Source organism: uncultured Campylobacter sp. (assembly GCF_938045405.1).
Classification (GTDB): Bacteria; Campylobacterota; Campylobacteria; order Campylobacterales; family Campylobacteraceae; genus Campylobacter_B.
Genome location: NZ_CALIMW010000116.1, coordinates 1 through 4,059, shown reverse-complemented (window position 1 = coordinate 4,059; position 4,059 = coordinate 1). Strand labels below are relative to the sequence as shown.

Sequence of the window (4,059 nt, the reverse complement as noted above, 5' to 3'; positions counted from 1 at the left end):
TCCAAGCTCGTTAGCGAGTTAAATTTAAGAGATAAATAAGCTCCTTTGCTCGCGGCGGCGTTTATTTCGCCCCGCGATTTATACACGGCGTCCGTCAAACGGCGGGCGCTTTTTTTATACCCGTTATACAGCCACGCTTTTTTGACATTTGAATTTTTTGAGAATTTTGTAAAATTTTGTAATTTTGCCTGAGTTATGAATTTTAAAATTCCGTAGGAATTTTAAAATTTTGTCAAATTCTAATGACTTGCGTGGTTCTGGCTTGTGACGGAATTTTTAAATCATAGGTGACGATAAATTTTATCTGCGCCGTCTTGCATACAGTTAGAATTATGCATTCGCGCTGTTTGGATAATCTAATCTGCATCAAAATTTAATTGTCAAATTCCAAAGAATTTAGATGAAGCTTTTATCATGCCACCAAAAATAGGGCGGCTCGTAGAATTTCATTTTTTGGAATTTTTAAAAATAATTTTGCTTCTTGCAATTTGAACTTCTATTTAAACGCCGCGAAGCTCATAAAATTTGCCCATTTAAAGATACTTTCGACGCGTTTAAAGCCTGCGCTTAGCGCCAAGGCGCGGTTTTCCGCCTCGGTGTAGGGCACGAGTACGTTTTCGAGCGCCTCGCGTTTTTGCGCGATCTCGTAGCGCGAGTAGCCCTGCGCGCGCTTGTAATCCTCGTAAATTTCGATCATCTGACGCGCGAGCGCAGGCTCTTCGTAGACGATCTTTTCGCTAAAGATCAAAACCCCGCCCTCGCGCAATCCGTCGTAAATTTTACTCACTAGCGCGGCGCGGCGCGGCGGTCTGATGAACTGCAGGGTGTAGTTTAAAATCACGGCGTCGCAGTCCGCGAGGCTCGCATCCAGCACGTCCGATACGCTAAGCTCGAGCTTCGCGCCGAACGCTGCCGCCTTGGCGCGGGCGTTTTGTATCATCGCCTCCGAGCTGTCGATGCCGCACAGCCGCAGATCGGGGCGCAGCGCAAACAGCGCCAGCAGCGCGGTCGCAGTCGAGCAGCCAAGATCGATCACGCGGGCCTTTTGTGGCAATATACGTGCTAAAAGCTCGCTGCCAAGCCGCGTGCTAGCCTCATAGAACGGCACGCTGCGCCCGATCATATCATCAAAAACCGACGCGACGCTGGCGTCAAACTCAAACTGTTTTTTGATAGGCTCTTTAAAAATTTCGTCTTTCATACGTTTCCTTTTTAGTTTCGCTATTAGCGCAGCACTCGATTTATATTTTCTGCGCATACTGAGCGCAGAATTCTCACACCGTGCTTCCTGCGCTTGCACGACACTCGATTTGCGACCGCTACGCATGGAATTTTTGCGCTTAGTTTGCCCCGCGCGTAAGCATACCTAAATTTTAAACGCAGCATGAGCGCTTTTGATGCAAGCGAGCTGCATCGCAGTTTGCGCCCAACTTCTAGCCCGGATATGCTCGATGCATGATTAAATTTCACGTCTTGCTTGACAAGACACTAAAATTCCGCACCGCGCAAATACGTTCTTAAAATTTTGCGCCGTATTTAGCGGGCTTGGAATTTCTCAGCATTAAATTTTACGCCGCCAAATCTCGCACTGCCAAAACAGCTCCTTTAAATTCTTTAATTACGAACTTAAACTAAAAGCATAGCCAAAGCTATATTGGTAGAATTTCGCGCCCATTTTGCGATTTTACGCGCCGTAAAATGGAGCCCGCTTGACAAAATCCCGCGTTTAGCTAGGCGTATAATTTAGCCGCTTGGCTCTTGCTCGGAAGCTCAGCCCTGCTAAATTTTAAAGCTTCGCAGCACAACTAAGATTTTTTATCGTTCTCAATTCTCGGCGCAGCTTGCACTTGCCTTGTTTTGCATGAGCTGAAGCTCAAGGTGCGTTAAAGTCCTGCAGGCGGTACGCCATTAAAATTTAACAACTTTTTATCGGTTTGCGCGCCGCTTTTGTGCGCACTTCCCATATGGCATCGCAGACGCGGCGGTGCACCAAGTATTCTCAGTGACAACGGGCACACGACTTTTATACGGGACGACGCAGACGGATGCATTAAATTCAAAGCGCACAGCCCGCAAATTTCATCTTTAAGCTTACAAGCCGTAGATTAAAATTTGCGGCTTCGTAGTACCGCCTCCGCCTCCGTAGCGTCTTTTAAAATCTGCTCTTTAAGCTGCGCTAGATCGCTAAATTTGCGATTTTCACGTAGGAACTTTATAAATTTCACGCAAGCAAATTTCGCGCCGCTGTTTTTGTCCGCAACCTCTAAATTTTTATTTTCGGCGTCCAAGCTCTCACTCGCCGCAAAATTTTGTGTAGAAATTTCTACTGAATTACACGCCGAAATTTCATCTAAATTTTGCGCAAAATGTGCGGCTTGCCCCCCGCAGCACGGCGCGCGATCTTGTGCGGAATTTAAACCCGCTTCAAAGCCCGCAAAATCCTCTAAAATGTGCGTTTCAATCGCAAAAGCCCCATCAGTGCTGAGCCTATGTCCCAAGAAGCTCACGCTTGCAAATTCCTTGCTTCCGGCGCGTACTAGGCTCGCATATACGCCGCTTTTTGGCATAAAATAGCCGCTCGCATCAAGATTTAGCGTCGCTACGAACTCCCGCGCCCCGCGCCCCTGACCGCGCACGATCCGCCCGCAGATCTCGTAATCTCGCCCCAAAAGTTCCGCCGCTTCTTCGCACCGTCCGCGCGATAAAAGTTCCTTGATCCTACTTGAATGCACGCCGCCGCCGCTTAAGCAAAACTCCCCTAAGACGCAGGTTTGCCCGCGAAATTCGCGCCTTAAAAATTCTACGTCCCACGCCCGATCACGCCCAAATCTAAAGTCCTCGCCGACGACAATTTTTTGTAAATTTATGAAATTCTGCCTTAAAAGTGCGATAAATTCGCCTCCGCTAAGGCTTTTGATAGCGCGTAGATCGCAATAAAAAATCTTTTTGTCCGTAAAAGCCTGCCGCGACGCAAAAGGGGTTAGCTTCGTGCCACCACCAGCTAGGATTACGATTATTGCGCCTTGCTCGCCTAGGCGCTCAAATAATTTTTGATGTCCAAGGTGCATGCCGTCGAAGTTACCGATCGCTACGGCGCGCACATTATCGCGGTTTGCGCCTTGTAGCGTTGCGAAAATCTCGCCACGTGTGAACTGCTCGCTTAGGCGCGCACGCAGCACTTCCGCACAAGCAGGAAGCGTGCCTTGAGCCTGCACGTCTACGTCATTGCTGCAAGCGTCGTTATAAGCCGTTTTACTGCCAAAAGTCGTTTCATTGCTGCAAGAGGTGTTGGTGCCTGCTTCATCTGCGCGGTGCGCATCGCCGGCTTTGTTTTCACTCAACTCTTGCCTTGGGCGTTTAATATTTTGAGATGAATTTTCTCCATTGCTTGTGAAATTCTGTTCCGTAAAATTTTTCAAGCTGGAATTCTGCGATACGAAATTTTGCTCTTTAAAGTTCCGCAGCGAAGCCTCTGTATGGTCTTTACATGATTTTTGATTAGCCATTACTTCTGCTTCGTCCAGACGATTTTTTTGGTGTCGTAGCCGCTGTGCTTCGCCTTTTTTAGATAAACGATGCGGATCGGCTCGGGTAGGGTTTTGGTGCGCGAGAGGATATACAGCTCGCTTGTATCGGCGCCGAAGATTAGGGCGTAGCGATAGTCGCCGTCGACTTGCGCCACGCGGTAGAGAGAGTCGGAAATCAGGCCTTTTTGATAGAGCAGGCCTACGTTTTTATCGCCTGCGAACTCCAATACGTGCTGCTCGTTTTCGATTTTGCCCGAGCTTGTTTTGGCGGTTTTTAAAAGATTGATCGTGGAGTTTTTATCGATGAAGCACTCGTACGCGGTATTTTGCAGCTCTCCGCCGCCCTTCATACGGGCGATCTCATACCAGCCGCCGCTAAATTTAGCGATGTCGAAGTTTTTTACGATCGGCGCTTTTGGGCTCAGACTTTTGGCGCATGAGCCCAAAAATAGCACGCTTAGCGCCAATATAATTAAGTTTTTAAATTTCATCGTTCGTCCTTTTTAGAAGATAGAAAAATTCTTGATTTCCC

3 protein-coding genes are annotated in these 4,059 nt (G+C 47.8%); all 3 read right to left on the bottom strand.

Annotated elements, in window-relative coordinates; all coding sequences use genetic code 11:
• Positions 1 to 496: 496 nt before the first annotated feature.
• The 3 genes from cmoA to Q0140_RS04250 all read right to left on the bottom strand — a co-directional run bounded on the left by cmoA (position 497) and on the right by Q0140_RS04250 (position 4,018).
• The gene (gene cmoA, locus Q0140_RS04260) at positions 497 to 1,201 is read right to left on the bottom strand and encodes a carboxy-S-adenosyl-L-methionine synthase CmoA (protein WP_297962213.1); all 705 of its coding nucleotides are present in this window, start codon (positions 1,199 to 1,201) and stop codon (positions 497 to 499) included.
• Positions 1,202 to 2,105: 904 nt separating this feature from the next.
• On the bottom strand, positions 2,106 to 3,506 hold the full coding sequence (locus Q0140_RS04255; protein ID WP_297962211.1) for a riboflavin kinase: 1,401 nt from the start codon (positions 3,504 to 3,506) through the stop codon (positions 2,106 to 2,108).
• On the bottom strand, positions 3,506 to 4,018 hold the full coding sequence (locus tag Q0140_RS04250) for a lipocalin family protein (RefSeq protein WP_297962209.1): 513 nt from the start codon (positions 4,016 to 4,018) through the stop codon (positions 3,506 to 3,508). Before Q0140_RS04250 ends, Q0140_RS04255 begins: the two co-directional genes overlap by 1 nt.
• Between the last annotated feature and the right edge of the window lie 41 nt (positions 4,019 to 4,059).